Origin of the sequence: Falsiroseomonas sp. E2-1-a4, from assembly GCF_051433165.1 — a bacterium.
Classification (GTDB): domain Bacteria; phylum Pseudomonadota; class Alphaproteobacteria; order Acetobacterales; family Acetobacteraceae; genus Falsiroseomonas.
In genome coordinates this window covers 44,276-60,591 of the sequence record NZ_JBHMFS010000004.1, presented here as the reverse complement: position 1 = coordinate 60,591, position 16,316 = coordinate 44,276, and the positions used below count along the sequence as shown (strand labels likewise).

Genomic DNA, 16,316 nt, shown 5'->3' with positions numbered 1-16,316 from the left:
GCGCAGGCCGCAGCCAGCACCAGCTGCAAGAATGGTCCGTGCGCGGCGCGCCTTCGCGCGCTCGGCCTGCCTGAAGGGCGGCAGGCCGCCAGCACCCGTTCTTCCTGCCTTTGGGGCAATCGCTGATGTCGGCCACGATGGACCTTGAGGCCGACCGCCTCGCCCGCGCCACGCTGCGCCGCAACGCGCGCAACCGCTGGATCGCCTATGTCACGCTGAGCCTCGGCGTGCTGATCTTCGCCTTTCCGATCTGGCTGACACTGGTCGGCTCCACCCATGATGCCTCCACCATCGGCCGCGGCGACGTGCCGCTGTGGTTCGGGCCGCACGCCATCTCCAACTACGTCTCCGCCTGGCTGACCGGCGGCGAGGCAACCCGCACCACACGCTCCGTTCCCGCCTGGGTCATGCTGTGGAACAGCCTGAACATGGCCGTGCTGATCGCGGTCGGGAAGATCGCGATCTCCCTGCTCTCGGCCTTTGCCGTGGTGTTCTTCAGCTTCCCCGGTCGCATGATCGCCTTCTGGCTGATCTTCATCACGTTGATGCTGCCGGTCGAGGTCCGCATCATCCCGACCTTCGAGGTCATGGTGAATCTCGGCCTGATCAACACCATGACCGGGCTTGTGGTGCCGCTGATCGCCAGCGCCACCGCCACGCTGCTGTTCCGCCAGTTCTTCCTGACCATCCCGGATGAGTACGTGGAAGCCGCCAAGATCGATGGCGCCGGGCCGCTGCGCTTCTTCAAGGATGTCGTGCTGCCGCTGTCGGTGACGAACATCGCGGCGCTGTTCGTCATCCTGTTCATCTATGGCTGGAACCAGTACCTCTGGCCGCTGCTCATCGTCTCCGACCGGGATCTCGAGACCGTCGTCGTCGGCATGACCAAGATGATCGGCAATGGCGACGCGCAGAATGAGTGGAACATCATCATGGCCACCGCCGTGCTCGCCATGCTGCCGCCCGTGGCGGTGGTGGTGTTCATGCAGCGCTGGTTCGTGAAGGGCCTGACGGAGACTGAGAAGTAATGGCCACGCTTTCCCTGAACGCCGTCAAGAAGCAGTTCGCCGCCACCCAGGTCCTGCACGGCATCGACCTGGAGGTGGCCGATGGCGAGATGATCGTCGTGGTCGGCGCCTCCGGCTGCGGCAAATCCACGCTGCTGCGGATCGTGGCCGGGCTGGAGACCGCAACGTCCGGCCAGGTCCGCATCGATGGCCGCGACGTCACGGCGCTGGAGCCAGCGGATCGCGACATCGCCATGGTGTTCCAGAACTACGCGCTCTACCCGCACATGTCGGTCTTCGAGAACATGGCCTATGGCCTGAAGATCCGCGGCATGAAGCCGGCCGAGATCAAGCGCCGGGTGGATGAGGCCGCGGCGATGCTGGAGATCGGCGCGCTGCTGGAACGCAAGCCGCGCCAGCTTTCGGGCGGCCAGCGCCAGCGCGTCGCCATGGGCCGCGCGGTCGTCCGCGAACCCAAGCTGTTCCTGTTCGACGAGCCGCTGTCCAACCTCGATGCCAAGCTGCGCGTGCAGATGCGCGCCGAGATCCGCCGCCTGCAGAAGCGCCTTGGCGTCACCTCCCTGTTCGTCACGCATGACCAGGTGGAGGCGATGACGCTGGGCGACCGGCTGGTGGTGATGCACCAGGGCCGTGCCGCGCAGGTCGCCTCCCCCATGGAGGTCTGGGGCCGGCCCGCCGATACCTACGTCGCCAGCTTCATCGGCTCCCCCGCCATGAACTTCCTGGCCGCGACGCTGGAGCCGGGCGGGGGGGCGGCGGCACTCAAGGCCGGGCTGACCATCGGCTTCACCGATGGGCCGCGCGCCGGGGAAGCCGGCATGAAGCTGACCATGGGCATCCGGCCCGAACACATCCAGCTCGGCCAGGGGGGGCTGGACCTGGCGGTGGATCTGGTGGAACCCCTGGGGTCGGAGACCGTGATCCATGGCACCATCGCGGGCGGCGAGGCGCTGACCGTGCGCCTGCCGATTCCGGCCAGTGGCATCGGCGCCGTCCTGCCGGTGATCCTGCCCTGGGACGCCTTCCATGTCTTCGACGGCACCAGCGGCCGCCGCATCGAACCCGCCTGAGGAAGACCCGCCCCGCATGGATGTGGAGCCCGAGCCCGAAGCCCCCCCCACCCCCGAGGCCATCCGCGCCCGCGCCGATGCGCTGCGCGATGCGCGGAGCTGGCCGGCGGCGGAGGCGGCGTATCGCGAATACCTGGCCGAACGGCCGCGCCATTGGCAGATCCACGTCCAGCTCGGCCACACCCGCAAGGAACAGGGCGACCTGGAAGGGTCGCTGCCGCATTACCAGCGCGCCGCCATGCTGGCGCCCGACGACCCGGACCCGATGCTGCAGGCCGGCCATGTGCTGCGGAACCTCGGCCGGGGGGGCGAGGCCTCCGTCGCGCTGGCCCGCGCCCTGGCGCTGGCCCCCGAAAGCCCGGCGCTGCGCCATTTGGTGGCCCTGCTGCGCCACCGCACGCTGCCGCCACCGGAGGGCCCCATGCGAATGCCGGCGCCGCGCCCCTCCGGCCCGCCGACGCAACTCGCCTTCGATGTCACGGACCTGCTGGATTATCTGCGCGCCGCCCGCACACCCACCGGGATCCAGCGCGTGCAGATGGGCATCCTGGGCGCCCTGCTGGCCAGCCCGCAACGCCCGGCCAATGTGATCCTGGTAGGGTTCGAAGGCTCCACCTGGCGCTGGTGGCATGTCGATGAGGCCGCCTTCCGCCGCGTGCTGGCCCTGGCCCGCATCGGCGGGCGGGACGACGACCCGGCCTGGCGCGCCGCCACCGCCGCCCTGGTCGCACCCGATGCGCGGCCGGATGCGCCGATCATCGCCGGCTGCACCCTGGTCTCGCTCGGCAATGCCTGGGGCGTGCAGGAGTATTTCCGCGGCCTGCGCCGGCTGCGCGCCGCGACGCCGCTGCGCTACGTGGCCTTCGTGCATGATTGCGTGCCGCTCGCCATGCCGGAGCATTGCCTGGATCTGACGGTGCGGCTCTATGCCCGCTGGTTCGCGGCGCTGTCGCTGCATGCGGATGGCATCCTGGCCAACTCCCGCGCCACCATCGCCGACCACGCCCGCTTCGCCGCGCCGCTCGGCCCCGTCGCACCCGCCCGGTTGATCCGCCTGGCGGCGGAGGGCGGTGCCTCCCCCATTGCCGCGGCCCAGGCGGCGGAGGCGTTGCGCGCGCCGCGCCCCGGCGAGGCGTTCGTGCTGTTCGTGGCGACGCTGGAATCCCGCAAGAACCACCTGATGGTGTTCCAGGCTTGGCTCGACCTGATCCGCCGGCTGGGCGCGGACCGCGTGCCGCGCCTGGTCTGCGTCGGCCGACCCGGCTGGCGCGCGGATGCGGCGCTGGCGCTGCTGAATGGCTCGCCGGAGTTGCGGCGCAAGGTCATGGTGCAGTCCGGCGTCTCGGACCTCGCCTTGGCCGGGCTGTATGGGCGCTGCCTGTTCACCGTCTACAACTCCTTCCATGAGGGCTGGGGCCTGCCGGTCAGTGAGAGCCTGGCCGCCGGCAAGCTCGCCGTAGTGCCGGCGCATTCCGGCCTGCTGGAATCCGGCGCACCCGGCGCCGTGTTCTTCGCCCCGCAGGATCAGCCGGACATGGTCGCCAAGCTGGAGATGCTGCTGACCGATCCAGCCCAGCGCACTACCCTCGAATCCCGCATCGACCGCGCAAGCGCCCGCCGCGACTGGCCGGATGCGGCGCGGGAGGTGCTGGAGGCGCTGGCCAACCCGCCCGACCAGCCCGATTCCCCCCGCTTCCTGCCGCTCGGCCGGCATCTGCCGATGGGCTGGCGCGGCGAGGGCCTGCCCTCCCCCGACATGGCCTGGGCCGAAAGGGTGCGCGAAGGGCTGGCCTGGTGGTGGCAGGAGGAGTGGGGCGTCTGGATGCGCGACGGCATCGCCACCCTGGCGCTGCCGTCCGATCAGCCGGAAGGCACGCCAATGCGGGTGGTGCTGGAACTGCGCGGCCCGCCGCGCCCGCTCAACCTGCGGCTGCGCGCCCGCGGCGCTCGAACGGAAACTTGGCGCGGTGTGGCGCTGGCGCCCGGGGAGGTTCAGCGCTGCGTGCTGCAGGCCGCATCCGGGGCGGGCGGGCTGGCGGTGGATTTCGACTGTGGCGATGGCGTTTCACTTGAAGATCACTTTAAACGGGTGGTCGGCGCCGGCTTGATATGTGTAATGTTCTGCCGAGAGGACGATGTGGCGGCACGACTGTCTGCCCTGGAGCGAACCGAGGGCTGAAGGCCGTTCCAGGTGCGGATGCAGCCGTGCCGCCCATGGCCTATCCTGACTCGCGAATCGGCCGGAGGCCGACACCCAACGCGCGGCGCGTTTCTTCCTCCGCCTCCTGCCCCTGGCGAAAGGGTACCGTTCCATTATCCGCGTCCCGCAGCACCGCGCCACACGCCCCGGAGCCACCCGGCCCGGCCGTGCTGCGCTGCTGGGCGGGGTGCTGGTCTCGGGCCTCGCCTGGGGCGCAGCAGCCTGGTTCGCGCAGCATCGCAACCAGGAAGCCGCCACCGCCGCACTGGCCATCGCGGAGCGCGCGGCAGAAGCCGGGCGGCGGCTGGCCGGGCGCCCCATCGCGGCGGCGATCGCGGCGCTGGCGGAAAATGGGCCGCGACCGAACACGGTTCCGGCGCAGGCGGATGGGCTGCAATTCGACGCCATCACCGATGCCGCCGGCCGCATTCTGTGGTCCAGCCACGCGCCGCTGATCGGAAAATCCCTGGCCGAGCGCGAAGCCTTCATCCGCCACCGCGCCGGGCGTGCGGAGCCGCTGCTGAGCCCCGCCCTGCTGGATCTGCCAGGCGGGCCGCGCAGCCTGCTGGCCAGCCAGGCGCTGACCGATCCACGTGGCAATTTCGCCGGTATCGCCGTGGTGGCGATCGACCCGCGGCGCCTGGACCGGGCGCTGGAGGATGCGGCGCTGCTGCCCGGGCTGCGGCTGGCGCTGCTGCGGCCGGATGGCACGCCGCTGGCTGCCGGCGGAGCGGCGCATTGGGGCACGGCTTGGCCGGCGCCACCCGACGCCCCGCTGCTGCGGCCCGCCACCGCGGATCTGCCACCGCTGGCACTCGCCGCCGCGCCGCTGGCGGCGGATCTGGTGCTGCTCGCCGCCTATGACCGCCGGGGGCTGGCCGCCGCGGCGGCGGAGGCCGGCTGGCTCGGCTTCCTCGCCGCCTTCCTGGCCAGCCTGGTTGCAATCGGCACACCGCTGCTCCGCAACCGCCCCAGCCCGCCCACCGCCCGCACGCTGGAGGAGGCGCTGCCCGCGGTCGGTTATCGCGGCATCATCGAGGCCGGCGGCACGTTGCGGCTGACCGAGATCGGCCCGGCAATCGAACGGCTGACCGGCTGGACCACGGAGGCCGCGCTACGCCCGGGCTGGCGGGTTCGCAGCATGGATGCCGCCAGCCTGCCGCTGGGCGCGGATATCGAGGACCGGCTGCGGCGGGAGCCTTCCGCCACCGCGGAATTCCGCTTCCGCCGCGCCGATGGCGGCTGGATGTGGCTGCGGGAGACGCTGCGCGCCACCGCCCGCACGCCGGAGGGGATCGAGGTGGCGGGCGCGCTGGAGGATATCTCGGCCGAACGCGAACTCGCCCTGCAGGCCGCCACAGCCGCGAAATTTGCGACCCTGGGGGAAATGGCCGCCGGTCTGGCGCATGAACTTAACCAGCCCATCGCCATCATGTCCCTCGCCGCAGAAAACGCGGCGGAGGCGCTGGAGGATGGCGAGCATGGGGTGGAGGAGGCGCTGGTGCGCCTGCGCCGCATCATGGCGCAGGCCGATCGCGCCAAGGCGATCGTCACCCAGCTTCGCGCGTTCTCCCGCGTTGATGTCTCAGCGCTGGAGCCGGTGGACCTCGGCGCTGCCGTGCAGGGGATGATGGTGCTGGCCGGCCAGGCGCTGCGCGATGCCGGCATCCAGGTGCAGCTTCGCCTGCCGGATGTGCTGCCGCCGGTGGTCGGCCAGATCATCCTGGTGGAGCAGGTGCTGCTGAACCTGGTGCTGAATGCGCGCGACGCCTTGCAGGAACGCCAGCCAGAACGCCGCCGCCTGCGGATCGAGGCCGAGGTCGACCCACGCGGGGATGCGGAGGCGGTGCTGCTGCGGGTGATCGATACCGGACCGGGCCTGAGCGCGGAGGTGCTGGAGAAGCTGTTCGAGCCCTTCTACACGACCAAGCCGCCGGGCCTCGGCACCGGGCTGGGCCTGTCCATCTCCCGCACCATCATGCGCGGGCTGGGTGGGCGGATCGTGGCCAACAACGCGCCGGAAGGCTCGGAGATGGGCGCGGAGTTCACCCTGGTGTTCCGCCGCGCCCAGATGCCTGCCGGCCCACCCATGGCCGAACCGGAGGTTCGCGCCGCGGCGCCCGCCCCGCGCTGGCCGGCCGCGATCTGAAATCCGCGCCGTTCAGGCCGCCCGTCAGGCAGCGCAGAGACGGCCCAGCATCGCGATCAGCTCGCCCGGATCATAGGGCTTGGCCAGCACCATGGCGTGCTGGTGCCCCGGCGGCAGGCCGGAGGCGCCATAGCCCGTAGCGATGACATAGGGAATCCCCCGCGCCGCCAGCAGATCGGCCACGGGCGTCGACGTCTCCCCGGCCAGGTTGAGGTCGAGCACCACGGCATCCGGGCGTTCGCCTTCGAGGAAGCGCAGCGCCTCCTCTACCGTCGCGGCGGGGCCGAGAACGTGGAAACCGGCATCGAGCAACGCGTCCTCGACCAGCATGGCAACCAGGGCCTCGTCCTCAATGACCAAGACCCTCCTGACGACTCCCGACATTGCCCCCTCCGTTCGCCGTGTGGTCCTGTACGGTTCGAACGCCAGCGTCATGCCAGCGTTCCACCCTCCGCGCGTTTAGCCACAATTGATCAACGTCTACGAAATCGCACCGGTTCCGTACCGGATGAACGATCAACAATGCGCCAGCAAGGGGTAGATGATCCAGGCCATTGCAGCGGCAGGTCCGCGTCCCGCCTGCCGGTGGACGCACCGGCCGCAGCCGGTAGGCGGCACCCTCATAGGCCATCAGCCGGCGCAGCGGGCCGCCACATAGCCGTATGATTACGCCCTGAACCTGCCCGCCCCGGGCGCGCCGAAGGGTCGGGAAGGGCTCGCGCCGCAGCATCACCCGGCGCCAGCCCATCAGCAGGGCCGGGCGCCGCGCCCGGCGCAGAAAGCGGCGCCCGCACCGCGCCGCCAGCACCGCCGGGTCGAGCAAGGTGCCTTAGAGGAAGACCTCCACGGCGGCCGCCTCAGTGGCCGGCATTCTCCCCGGAGAAGTCCGGCACCGGCAGGCCGGAGGCCTGGAGCTGGCGGGCGATGTCGGCCTTCAGCCGGTCCAGCCCGGCTTCCGAGGACGCTTCGGCGCGGGCCACCAGCACCGCCTGGGTGTTCGACGCCCGCAGCAGCCACCAGCCATCCTCGGTCAGCACCCGCACGCCATCCACGTCCTGCACCTTCGCACCCTCATCGGCCAGGCGCTGCTTCACCTCGGTGATGACGCCGAATTTGCGGGTGTCGGCGCAGTCGAAGCGCAGTTCCGGCGTGTTGATCACCTGTGGCAGCCCAGCGCGCATCTGGCCCAGCGTCTCCGGGCTGCGGGCGAGGATGCCGAGCAGGCGGAGGGCAGAGTACGGCGCGTCATCGAAGCCGTACCACTTGTCCGCGAAGAAAATGTGTCCGGACATTTCACCGGCCAGCGGGCTGCCGGTTTCCGCCATCTTGGACTTGATGAGCGAGTGGCCCGTCTTCCACATCAGTGGCGTGCCGCCCGCCTTGGCGATCTCGTCGAACAGCACCTGGCTGGCCTTGACGTCGGCGATGATGACGCCGCCGGGCTTCGACTTCAGCACGTCCCGCGCCAGCACCACCAGCAACTGGTCGCCGAACAGGATGTTGCCATCGCCATCCACCACGCCGATCCGGTCCGCATCGCCATCGAAGGCAATGCCCAGATCGGCCCCCTGCTTGGCCACCTCGGCGATGATCTGCTCTAGGTTCTTGGCCACCGTCGGGTCCGGGTGGTGTGCCGGGAAGGTGCCGTCGATGCTGCCATTGATGATGTAGTGGGTGCCGGGAAGCTCTGCCGTCAGCAGCTTGACGATCTCGGCCCCCGAGCCGTTGCCCGGGTCCCAGACCACTTTCAGTGCCCGATCACCGCCATCCCAGTCCTGCATCATCCGCGCGACATAGCGTTCGGACACATCGACCTGTTCATCCGTGCCGACGGCATTGGGCACCACGTCGCCCTCCACCGCCATGCGGCCGATTTCCTGGATCTGCGTGCCGTAGAAGGGCTTGCCGGCCAGCATCATCTTGAAGCCGTTGTAGTCCGGCGGGTTGTGGCTGCCGGTGACCATGATCGCGCCATCCGCCTTCAGCGCGTAGGAGGCGAAGTACAACATCGGCGTCGGCCCGCAGCCGATGCGCGCCACCTTCAGGCCGCAGGCGCGCAGGCCGGCGACCAGCTGTGCCTCCATCTCCGGCGAGGACAGGCGCCCATCATAGCCCACCGCCACCTTGGTCCCGCCGGCGCGGGAGACCATGGAGCCGAAGCAGCGGCCAATGGCGAAGGCATCCTCCGGGTGCAGGGTCTGCCCGACAATACCGCGGATGTCGTATTCCCGCAGCGAGGTCGGGTCGAAGCGGTGGTTGAAGGCGGTCATCGGCGGCGTGTCTCCGTCGGTCTCTATTGTGCGTATTTCTTCAGGATGGCCTGCATCGTGGGCGCCATGTCCGGGCGCGCCAATGCGAAAGCCACCTGCGCCTCCAGATAGCCGGCCTTGTTGCCGCAGTCGAAGCGGCGGCCCTCATACAACACGCCGTGGAATGGCTGTGTTCCAATCAGCTTCGCCATGCTGTCGGTGAGCTGAATCTCGTTGCCCGCCCCCTTTTCCTGCGTCGCCAGGTGCGCCATCACCTCCGGCATCAGCACATAGCGGCCGATCACGGTCAGGTTTGACGGCGCCTTCTCGACCGGCGGCTTTTCCACCAGGCCCTTCACCTCGACGAGGTTGCCCGTGGTCGCGCCGGGGTCGATCACGCCATAGGAGGAAACGCGGTCCTTCGGCACCTCCTCGATCGCCACGACATTGCCGCCGGTCTCGTTGTAGGCGTCCACCAGCTGCTTGGTGCAGGACACGTCGCACAGCATCAGGTCGTCCGGCAGCAGGATGGCGAAGGGCTCATCGCCGACGAAGGCCCGCGCGCACCAGATGGCATGGCCGAGGCCGAGCGGCACCTGCTGGCGGGTGGAGACCACCGAACCGGGCGGCAGCGCCTGCTCGTGCAGCATCGCCAGTTCCTTGGTCTTGTTGCGCTCCACCAGGGTGCGCTCCAGCTCATAGGCAACGTCGAACTGGTCGACCAGCATGGTCTTGCCGCGGCCGGTGACGAAGCAGAACTGCTCGATCCCCGCGGCGCGGGCTTCCTCCACCGCGTATTGAATCAGCGGCTTGTCGACAACGGGCAGCATTTCCTTCGCCATCTGCTTGGTGGCGGGCAGGAAACGCGTGCCGAGACCGGCGACGGGCAGGACGGCCTTGCGGAGCGGCTTTCGCACGGGTGGATTTTCCCTGTCGGATTGGTGGCGCAGGAGTGCCACGGTCGCCGGGCGCCGTCCACCGGAGTGCCGCCGGGGCCGCTTCAGCCCAGCAGAATATCCCGCGCCTCATTCAGCCGGGAGGCGAGCCAGTCTGACCCGCCCTGGTCCGGATGCGCGCGCCGCATCAGCCGCCGATGCGCCGAGCGGATTTCCTCGGCGGTGGCGCCTTCCGTCAGGCCCAGCACCTCCAGCGCCTCCGCCCGCCCCATCGGGCCGGCGGGGAAGTCGGGCGGCGTGGCCAATTCACGCCATTCGGGGTGGCTGCGGTCCAGCCAGGCTTCCAGCAGCGGCATGCCATCCGGGTCCAGCGCCGCCAGCTCCGCCATCAGCGCCAGCAGCGCCGGCAGGTCGAGGTCGCCGAGATTCGCACCACCGAAGCGGCCGCCCTTCACCCTGCCGGCCATCCGGCCGGTGTCATGGTCCAGGGTCATCGACAGCAGGACGGTTTCCACATCGGAGGCCAGGCCCGGGCTGGCCGCGCCGCCGCGGGCGAAGGTGCCGGCGGCGCGCCGCGCCTGCACCCAGCGCCAGACCAGCGGCCCGAACAGCGCCAGCGCCCAGAAGGCCTGCCCGCCCCGCCCCGTGGCCAGCAGCGCCACCAGGAACACCAGGCCGAACGCCCCGGCGAACAGCGCCAGCGCCCCCTTCACTTGCGTCGGCTTCGCATCCGCGAACAGCTTCAGCAGGGCAAACAGCCCGACGAGCAGCAGAAACCCGAGGGCCAGCCAGGCCATGCTCAGGCGCCCCGCGGCGCCGGCAACTGCCCGGCAATGCCTCGCGCCGCGGCGCTGCCCAGCCGCTGCAGGGCCGGCCGCCCCCCCGCGGCGAAGACGGCCACGGCCCGCAGCAGGTCGCGCAGCGCCCCGGCGCTGGCCGCATCGAAGGGCGCCCAGGCGCCGCCGGACAGCTTCGCCACCTGGCGCAGCGCATTCTTCGCCACCGGGTCCTGCCCCTCCTGGAAGCAGAACACCGGCGTGCCGCGCAGGCCGAGCTGGCCGGCGACATGGCAGGCGGCGTCCACATCCTCCTCGAAGGCATCGCCGATGAAGACCAGCGCGTTGACCTTGCGGCGCTGCGTCTCCTCCAGCACGTGTTTCAGCACACGGGTGATCTGGGTCTGCCCACCGAGGCAGGTCACCCCCGTCATCCGCCGTGCCAGTTCCGCCGGGTTGGTCAGGAAGGGGGTGGCGGCGAATTCCTGGAAGCCGCGGTAATAGGCCAGCCGCACGGCCAGCCCGCCAATCTCGCGCACCGCGCCGAACATCTCCGCCTGCAAGTGGCAGGCGCGGTCCCAGCTGGGCTGGCGGCTGGCGGTGGCATCCAGCGCGAAGACCAGGCGGCCGGGCGCGCCGGCCGTCGGCGCCACCGCCGGCATGGCGGCCACCTTCTGCAGGAACGCCGCGACCGCGGTGTCGCGGGGTTTGTCGGGCAGATTTGTCATGGATGTAATGTGGCCCCGCCCTGGGCGAACCGCCAGGGTGGACACAGCCGCGCCGCGCGTGTGTCCTGACCCGGCAACGGCCAGCCCCACGGGATGTCCAACTCCACGCAGCGAAAAGGCCGGGCATGACGAGGTGGGTCCGGGTCAGCCCGGCGGAGGCGGAAGCGCACCCCCTGCACGGCATGGGCGGCTGGCTGCGACTGCCCTCGTTGCTGATGGTGGTGGCGGTGCTGGGCTGCCCCTTCCTGCTGGTGCAGGAATGGCGGCCATCCGGCGTGCCCGGGGCACTGCTGCTGAACCTGGATCTGCTGGTCTCGATCGGGCTGACGTTGGCCGCGGCCGTGCTGTGGTTCCGCCGTTGGCGGCATTTCCGCCTGGCCTATGCCTGGGTGTTCCTGGTGCTGGACTCTGCGTTGCAACTGGCCGCCATGGCCCTGGCCGGGCTGCGCAGCGCCGCGGACCCGGCGGAGGCGATGGCGCAATTCCTGGCCGGCCTGGCCTTCATGCTGCCACTCGCCATCGCCATGCAGCGCAGCCGCCGCTTCCGCGCCACCTTCGAGCATCGGCTGCGGGCTGAGGAGGTCACACCACGGTCAGCATCCCGTTCGCCTGGGCCGCCGCCAGCGCCGTCATGTTGACGATGCCGCGCGCGGTCACGCTCGGCACCAGCACATGGATGGGCTTGGCCATGCCCAGCAGCATCGGCCCCACCTGAAGCCCCTCGCCCGCCGCTTTCAGCAAATTGAAGCTGATATTGGCGGCGTCCAAGGTCGGCATCACCAGCAGGTTCGCGGCATCCGTCAGCGGGCTGTCGCCCACCGCGCGGTCCCGGATGGCTTGCACCAGCGCCGCATCGGCGTGCATTTCGCCATCTACCTCGAATTCCGGCGAACGCTCCCGCAGCAGGCGCAGCGCGTCGCGCATCTTGCGGGCGGATGGCGCGCCCGAGGCTCCGAAGCTGGAATGCGACAGCAGCGCGGCCTTGGGCGTCAGGCCGAAGGCGCGGATCTGCTCGGCGGCCAGCAGGGTCATGTCCACGATCTGCGCGGGCGTGGGGTCCACCGTCAGATGCGTATCAACGAAGAACAGATGGCCATTGGGAATGATCAGCGCCGAGAGCGCATAGACCCGCCCGACCTCCGGCCGCTTGCCGATCACGTCATAGGCGTGGTGCCAATGGCGGAACCAGTCGCCGCTGCCGCCGCAGAGGCAGGCATCGGCAAGCCCGGCTTCCAGCAACAGCGCGGCGGCGACGGTGGGGCGGTTGCCGATGCGGCGCCGCGCGGCATCGGGCGGAATGCCCTTGCGGCCCACCTTCGCCTGGTACAGCGCCGTCAGCGGCCCGAACACCGCCTCATCGGCCGAGGGGTCCACCACGCGCACGGACTGCGAAAAATCCATCCGCAGCCCCATGGCGGCGGATTTGGCGGCGATCACATCGCGTCGGCCCACCAGGATCGGCTCGGCCAGGCCATCATCCAGCACGGTCTGCACGGCGCGCAGCACGCGTTCATCCTCGCCATCGGCATAGACCACGCGGGACAGACGCTTGCGCGCCGCCTCGAAGACCGGCCGCATCAGGTTGCCGGAGCGGAAGACGAAGCGCTCCAGCTCCTGCCGGTACTTCGGCATGTCGGTGATGGGGCGGCGGGCGACGCCGGTTTCCATCGCGGCCTTCGCCACGGCAGGGGCGATCTCCAGGATCAGCCGCGGGTCGAACGGCTTCGGGATGATGTAGTCGGCGCCGAAAGTGGGGGCATTGCCGCCATAGGCGGCGGCAACCACCTCAGACGCCTCCATCCGAGCCAGTGCCGCGATGGCATCCGCTGCCGCGACCTTCATCGCCTCATTGATCGTAGTCGCACCCACATCCAGCGCGCCGCGGAAGATGAAGGGGAAGCAGAGGACGTTGTTGACCTGGTTTGGGTAATCCGTCCGACCCGTCGCCACGATGGCATCCGGTCGCACCGCGCGCACCGCTTCCGGCAGGATCTCCGGCTCCGGATTCGCCAGCGCCAGCACCAGCGGGCGGGGCGCCAGCATCGGCAGCCATTCCGCCTTCAGGATGCGCGGCGCGGACAGGCCGAGGAACACATCGGCGCCGGGCAGCACCTGTTCCAGCGTCCGCGCCTCCGTCTCCTGCGCATAGGCCGCCTTGAACGGGTCCGTGTTCGGGCGGCCCTTCCAGACCACGCCGTCGATATCGCAGATGGTGACATTGGCGCGGTTCAGCCCCATGGCCACCAGCAGGTCGAGGCAGGCAATCGCCGCCGCGCCGCCGCCGGTGTTCACCACCTTCACATCGGCCAGCTTCTTGCCTTGCAGCAGCAGCCCGTTGCGCACGGCGGCGGCGACGATGATGGCGGTGCCGTGCTGGTCGTCATGGAAGACCGGGATCTTCATGCGCGCGCGCAGTGCCCGCTCGATCTCGAAGCATTCCGGGGCCTTGATGTCCTCAAGGTTGATGGCGCCGAAGCTCGGCTCCAGCGCGGCCACGGCCTCGATGAATTTCTGCGGGTCGCGCTGCTCGATCTCCAGGTCGATGGAATCGATGCCGGCGAATTTCTTGAAGAGGACCGCCTTGCCCTCCATCACCGGCTTGGACGCCAGCGCGCCGATCGCACCCAGGCCGAGCACCGCGGTGCCATTGGTGATGACGGCCACCATATTGCCGCGCGCGGTGTAGTCCCAGGCGGCGTCGGGGTTCTTGGCGATTTCCTCGCAGGCCGCGGCGACGCCGGGGGAATAGGCCAGGCCGAGGTCGCGCTGCGTGGCCATGCGCTTGGTCGGCTCCACGCTGAGCTTCCCCGGGCGCGGCAGCCGGTGATAATCTAGCGCTGCCTTGCGAAAATCCTCGTCCATTGCCACCTCCGTCCGAAGCTATAGGCGATATCCTGCCGCGCCGCGACCCGCGCCAAGTCCGCGTTCGGTTGCGCTGGCAGCGCCGTGTGCCGGGGTGCTACGCTGCCTTTGGGCAAGGGTCTCAGGGTGATGATGAAGTCCGGCAAGGACGTGCTGTGGAGCCTGGATCTGTTTGGCAGTACGGCGTCCCCGCGCGGGCCGGCCACCAAGGGCCTCGGCGTCGCCGAGGTCGCGGCTATGCTGCCGCCGACGGCCGAGCAGGAAGGCGCCTATCTGCGTTATGGCCGCCCGGTGCTGCAGATTCTGGCCGCGGCCGAGGACCATGCCGCGCGGCTCGGCCATATCCGGGACGTGCTGGCCGCGCGCGACCCAGATTTCGATTTCGATGTGCTGCGCACCGCGCTGAGTGAATTGGAACGCCGCCAGGCGCTGCGCGTGGCCGAGCGTGATGCGCGCAGCGGCGAGCATCTGTACGGCCTGACCCGGGCCGGCCTGCTGCTGGCCGGCTGACGGCACGGGGGGCCAGGATGACCGAGGCCCCGCCGAACGAACCAATCCCTGGCCAGCGCCCTGGGCTTGGCTGGTGGGTGCTTCTCGCCCTGCTGGTCGTGCTGCTGGCCCTGCCCTGGAGCCAGGCGCGCCTGGCAGAGCGCGGCTGGCTGCCCGACGAGACGTGGCTGTGGCGCTACCTGGGCGTTGCCGCCATCGGCGCCGTGGTGGGCTTTGCCGAGCTGGTCTCCCGCTACCGCGACGAACCCTGGATCGTCGCCACCAGCCTGCCGGGGCGGACCTTCATCGGCGCCAATGCGGCCGCGGCGCTCGCCGCACTGGGCGTGCTGGAATACTACCACGAGGTCTTCACGCCGCCTGCGGATGGGCTGACCCGCACGCTGCTGGCCGGCTTCGGTGCCATGCTGGTGCTGCGCTCCAAGCTGCTGACGTTGCGCCAGCCCGGCGGCGCGGATGTGGAGGTGGGACCGGCCTTCGTGGTCGATTCCCTGCTGACGGCGGTGAACCGGGACGTGGACCGAAGGCGGGCGGAGCGTCGCATCGGCCTGGTCACCCGCATGGCACGGCGCTTCTCCGCCCATCCCTTCGAGAAATCGGCGCCGCATCTGAAGGGCGCGCTGCTCGCCTTCCAGACCATGGATGCGGAGGAACGGACGCGGCTGTCCAATACCATCCGCACCATGCTGTCCGACCCCGAAGTGGTCGCGCTGTCGAACGAGGTGAAATACGCGATGATCGGCTACGACTACCTCACCGCCTTCGGCGAGCAGACCTTCATCTGTGCCTTCGATGAGCTGGAGCGTTCGATCCTGGCCGCGCCGGTCATCCCGCCGGCGGCAGGTGGATAGGAAGAAATATTTTTTGTCGTAGGACCGGCAAAGCCGAATGCCTGCGTCGCCAAGTGAATTGGGCCGATTTCCTGAACCGCGCGCGATCGCCGGGAAATATCACAACCGTCACATGACAGCTGCAGTCCGGCTGATTTGCCTTTCGACATGGCAGCACGATCTACTGTCCACGACAGAGGCGTTGGCGCCGGGTTGATCCTGGTGCCCCCTCTGCGGAAACAAACGCAGCAGGATCACATGTCTTCCCGATGGGCCCGGCAGGCCCTCCACTACCGCCCGATTGCCAAGACCAGCCTGGAGCTGGTCCAGACCATGGATCTGGATGTTGACCAGATCGAAGACTACCTCGGGCCACTTCCGGACATTCTCTCAACCGTCCGCCGCGGCGCCTGGCATGCCATGATCGGCATCGAGGCCGAGGGCCGCATGATCGGCTTCTATGTCGTCCACCCCGACCCGCGCGATGCCACCTGCTGGTGGCTGGGCTGGTTCATCCTGGCCCGCTCGCATCAGGGGCGCGGCCTGGGCCGGACCATCCTGGCGCGGGTCATGGCGAGCCTCGCCACCGTGCCGGCCTGCCGGCGCGTGCGGCTGATCGTGGTGCCGGAGAATGACGGTGCCCGGGCGCTGTATGAGAAGGTCGGCTTCCAGATCGTGGACAGGATGCCCGCGACCGGCGACCTGGTGATGGAATGCGCGCTACGGCCCGCGAGCCCCGTCCTGGCCCGCGCCTTCCGCGCGGTGACCTGCCCGATCGCCAGCCGGTGCGGCCGGCGGCGGATGCGGCTGCGGCCGCGCACGGGGCCGCATGCAGCGCGGGTTATCGGTGTGGAGCGCGGCCCGCCTGGCGTTCTTGCCATGGCGGCCTGAGAGGCGCTGTCGGTTCGTCGGGTGGGGATGGTGCGGTCGAGAAGATTCGAACTTCCACGGGGTTGCCCCCACCAGCACCTCAAGCTGGCGCGTCTACCATTCCGCCACGACCGCATATCAGGTAGAGCGC

General features: G+C 69.8%; 15 protein-coding genes and 1 tRNA gene. 8 read left to right on the top strand and 8 right to left on the bottom strand.

Annotated elements, in window-relative coordinates; translation table 11 throughout:
* The first annotated feature begins 125 nt into the window (after positions 1-125).
* From ugpE to ACFHNC_RS05835, 4 genes are all read left to right on the top strand, one after another.
* A complete protein-coding gene (ugpE, locus tag ACFHNC_RS05850; RefSeq protein WP_437168284.1) occupies positions 126-1,028 on the top strand; it encodes a sn-glycerol-3-phosphate ABC transporter permease UgpE in 903 nt (300 codons plus the stop codon).
* Positions 1,028-2,098, top strand: a complete 1,071-nt coding sequence (ugpC, locus tag ACFHNC_RS05845) for a sn-glycerol-3-phosphate ABC transporter ATP-binding protein UgpC (RefSeq protein WP_437168283.1) — start codon at positions 1,028-1,030, stop codon at positions 2,096-2,098. The genes ugpE and ugpC overlap by 1 nt, the downstream gene beginning before the upstream one ends.
* A gap of 16 nt (positions 2,099-2,114) precedes the next feature.
* The gene (locus tag ACFHNC_RS05840) at positions 2,115-4,277 is read left to right on the top strand and encodes a glycosyltransferase (RefSeq protein WP_437168282.1); all 2,163 of its coding nucleotides are present in this window, start codon (positions 2,115-2,117) and stop codon (positions 4,275-4,277) included.
* A 208-nt stretch (positions 4,278-4,485) separates the two neighbouring features.
* A complete protein-coding gene (locus ACFHNC_RS05835) occupies positions 4,486-6,447 on the top strand; it encodes an ATP-binding protein (RefSeq protein ID WP_437168281.1) in 1,962 nt (653 codons plus the stop codon).
* 24 nt (positions 6,448-6,471) lie between these two features.
* Here ACFHNC_RS05835 and ACFHNC_RS05830 read toward each other — a convergent pair whose 3' ends face one another.
* The 6 genes from ACFHNC_RS05830 to ACFHNC_RS05805 all read right to left on the bottom strand — a co-directional run bounded on the left by ACFHNC_RS05830 (position 6,472) and on the right by ACFHNC_RS05805 (position 11,096).
* Positions 6,472-6,807, bottom strand: a complete 336-nt coding sequence (locus tag ACFHNC_RS05830) for a response regulator (RefSeq protein WP_437168280.1) — start codon at positions 6,805-6,807, stop codon at positions 6,472-6,474.
* Positions 6,797-7,270, bottom strand: coding sequence for a gamma-glutamylcyclotransferase family protein (locus tag ACFHNC_RS05825; RefSeq protein WP_437168279.1), 474 nt, complete (start codon positions 7,268-7,270; stop codon positions 6,797-6,799). The genes ACFHNC_RS05830 and ACFHNC_RS05825 overlap by 11 nt, the downstream gene beginning before the upstream one ends.
* A 34-nt stretch (positions 7,271-7,304) precedes the next feature.
* Entirely contained in the window at positions 7,305-8,717 is a 1,413-nt protein-coding gene (gene pgmG, locus ACFHNC_RS05820) for a phosphoglucomutase/phosphomannomutase PgmG (RefSeq protein ID WP_437168278.1), read from the bottom strand.
* A 23-nt stretch (positions 8,718-8,740) separates the two neighbouring features.
* On the bottom strand, positions 8,741-9,613 hold the full coding sequence (gene galU / locus ACFHNC_RS05815) for a UTP--glucose-1-phosphate uridylyltransferase GalU (RefSeq protein ID WP_437168277.1): 873 nt from the start codon (positions 9,611-9,613) through the stop codon (positions 8,741-8,743).
* Between the two features lie 83 nt (positions 9,614-9,696).
* On the bottom strand, positions 9,697-10,389 hold the full coding sequence (locus tag ACFHNC_RS05810) for a DnaJ domain-containing protein (protein WP_437168276.1): 693 nt from the start codon (positions 10,387-10,389) through the stop codon (positions 9,697-9,699).
* Between the two features lie 2 nt (positions 10,390-10,391).
* Positions 10,392-11,096 carry a VWA domain-containing protein gene (locus ACFHNC_RS05805; protein WP_437168275.1) on the bottom strand — a complete coding sequence of 235 codons (705 nt, stop codon included), beginning with the start codon at positions 11,094-11,096 and terminating at the stop codon, positions 10,392-10,394.
* Positions 11,097-11,221: 125 nt separating this feature from the next.
* On the opposite strand from ACFHNC_RS05805, the gene ACFHNC_RS05800 reads away from it, so the two are divergent.
* Positions 11,222-11,734, top strand: a complete 513-nt coding sequence (locus ACFHNC_RS05800) for a hypothetical protein (RefSeq protein ID WP_437168274.1) — start codon at positions 11,222-11,224, stop codon at positions 11,732-11,734.
* Here the strand turns inward: ACFHNC_RS05800 and ACFHNC_RS05795 are convergent.
* A complete protein-coding gene (locus tag ACFHNC_RS05795) occupies positions 11,679-13,958 on the bottom strand; it encodes an NADP-dependent malic enzyme (RefSeq protein WP_437168273.1) in 2,280 nt (759 codons plus the stop codon). The genes ACFHNC_RS05800 and ACFHNC_RS05795 overlap by 56 nt on opposite strands.
* Before the next feature lie 129 nt (positions 13,959-14,087).
* On the opposite strand from ACFHNC_RS05795, the gene ACFHNC_RS05790 reads away from it, so the two are divergent.
* The 3 genes from ACFHNC_RS05790 (at position 14,088) to ACFHNC_RS05780 (ending at position 16,186) form a co-directional block, all read left to right on the top strand.
* Positions 14,088-14,468, top strand: a complete 381-nt coding sequence (locus tag ACFHNC_RS05790) for a hypothetical protein (RefSeq protein WP_437168272.1) — start codon at positions 14,088-14,090, stop codon at positions 14,466-14,468.
* Between the two features lie 17 nt (positions 14,469-14,485).
* Positions 14,486-15,316: a hypothetical protein gene (locus ACFHNC_RS05785; protein WP_437168271.1), complete on the top strand. Its 831-nt coding sequence runs from the start codon at positions 14,486-14,488 to the stop codon at positions 15,314-15,316.
* A 237-nt stretch (positions 15,317-15,553) separates the two neighbouring features.
* Entirely contained in the window at positions 15,554-16,186 is a 633-nt protein-coding gene (locus ACFHNC_RS05780) for a GNAT family N-acetyltransferase (protein ID WP_437168270.1), read from the top strand.
* 28 nt (positions 16,187-16,214) lie between these two features.
* Here the strand turns inward: ACFHNC_RS05780 and ACFHNC_RS05775 are convergent.
* Positions 16,215-16,300, bottom strand: a tRNA-Leu gene (locus ACFHNC_RS05775).
* Positions 16,301-16,316 lie beyond the last annotated feature (16 nt).